Annotated in this window: 2 protein-coding genes; both read left to right on the plus strand. The window is 71.7% G+C overall.

All coding sequences use genetic code 11. The features are described 5' to 3' along the window. Positions 1–550: contractile injection system tape measure protein (locus AC1D01_RS32375; protein WP_477873601.1), on the plus strand; the 550-nt coding region annotated here is incomplete at its 5' end. Further along, positions 534–1,901, plus strand: a complete 1,368-nt coding sequence (locus AC1D01_RS32380; RefSeq protein WP_477873602.1) for an ATP-binding protein — start codon at positions 534–536, stop codon at positions 1,899–1,901. The genes AC1D01_RS32375 and AC1D01_RS32380, both read left to right, overlap by 17 nt. Positions 1,902–1,960 lie beyond the last annotated feature (59 nt).

The following is a 1,960-nucleotide window of genomic DNA, read 5'->3' on the forward strand; positions in this document are numbered from 1 at the left end:
CTCGGAGCCGATCGACGAGCCGCCGGCCGAGATGCTGCCGCCGGTGAGCGAGCTGCTGCCGGTCGGCAACGCCGGGCTGGTGCTGGTGGCGCCGTACATGCCGCGCCTGTTCATGATGCTGGGCCTGTCGGACGAACGTGCCTTCACCAGTCCGCAGGCGGCCGAGCGCGCGGCGCTGCTGCTGCAGCTGATGGTGACCGGCGAGGCCGCCGCGCCCGAGCCGGCGCTGGTGCTGAACAAGCTGCTGTGCGGCATCGAGCTCGCGCTACCGGTGCCGCGCGAACTCGCGCCGACCGAGGCCGAGCGCAGCGCCGTCGACGGGCTGCTGGCCGCCGTCATCCAGCACTGGAAGGTGCTCGGCACCACCTCGGTGGCCGGGCTGCGCGAGACCTTCCTGCAGCGCGACGGCCGGCTGCAGCATGCCGACGAGCACTGGCAGCTGAACATCGAGCCGCGCCCGTTCGACATGCTGATCGACCAGCTGCCCTGGGGCTACGCGACGATCCGCCACCCGTGGATGAAGGAGGTGCTGCATGTCGAGTGGCGCTGACCCGCGGCGCGCGCGCGTCGAGCTGAATGCCCGCGTGGTGGGGCACGAGCTCGCCTGGCTGGAGCGCGTGCTGCAGGCGCGCATCAGCCTGCATTTCGGGCAGGCCGAGGCCGCGGTGGCGCTGCCGATGGCGGCGCCGGCACTCGCCCGTGATGACGGCGACTACGCCGACCTGGTGCACGCGGCCGGCCTGGACGCCGACGAACGGCTGGTGCTCGCGCTGGCACTGGCGCCGCACCTGAAGCCGCAACTGCTCGACATGCTGTTCGTGCGCAACCGCAATCTGGATCGCGGCTTCAGCGAGTTCGGCGGTTGGAAGGGCCGCTCGCACGGCGGCTTCCTGCCGACCTGCGAGACCGCTGCCTTCCTGGTCGCCGGCGAAGACCTGGCGCGCCGCTTCGCATTGCAGCGCGCGCTCGACGAGGACCGCCCGCTGCGCCGCCACGGCCTGCTGCGGCTGCAGCACGACGGGCCGGGCGAGCCGTGGCTGAGCGCCGCGCTGCACGTCAGCGGTGACACGCTGGAGCGGCTGGCCACCGGCGAGGCGCGCAAGCCCGACTACGGCATCGGCTTCCCGGCGCGGCGCATCACCACGCGCCTCGGCTGGAGCGACCTGGTGCTCGACGGCGAGGTGATGGACGAGGTGCAGGCCATCGTCACCTGGTTCCGCCACGGCCAGCGCCTGCTGCGCGACTGGCGGCTCGACAAGGCGCTGAAGCCTGGCTACCGCAGCCTGTTCTACGGCCCGCCCGGCACCGGCAAGACGCTGACCGCGACGCTGATCGGCCAGGAGGTCGGCAGCGACGTCTACCGCATCGATCTCTCGATGGTGGTCTCGAAGTTCATCGGCGAGACCGAGAAGAACCTGGCCCAGGTGTTCGACCAGGCGCAGAGCCGGCAGTGGATCCTGTTCTTCGACGAGGCCGATGCGCTGTTCGGCAAGYGGACCGCGACCTCCAGCTCGAACGACCGCTATGCCAACCAGGAGGTGTCGTACCTGCTGCAACGGGTCGAGGATTTCCCGGGCACGGTGATCCTCGCGACCAACCTGAAGGCCAACATCGACGATGCGTTCGCGCGCCGCTTCCAGTCGCTGGTGCACTTTCCGATGCCGGACGCCGAGCAGCGCCGGCTGCTGTGGGAGGGCATGGTGCGGCACACCGGGCGGCTGGCCGACGACGTCGACCTGCAGGGGCTGGCCGAGCGGCACGAGCTGTCGGGCGGCGCGATCGCGAACGTCGTGCGCTTCGGGGCGCTGGGTGCGCTGCAGGGCGGGCGCGAGCGCATCGAGATGGCCGACCTGCGGCGCGGTGTCGCCAAGGAACTGCGCAAAGAGGGGCGCACGGCATGACGCACCGCGATGCACCGTTCCCGCGGGCCGCGCCGTGTGCGCGCTGCCGGCGGCTGCGC

This window comes from Rhizobacter sp. P3_B12, from assembly GCF_056402895.1.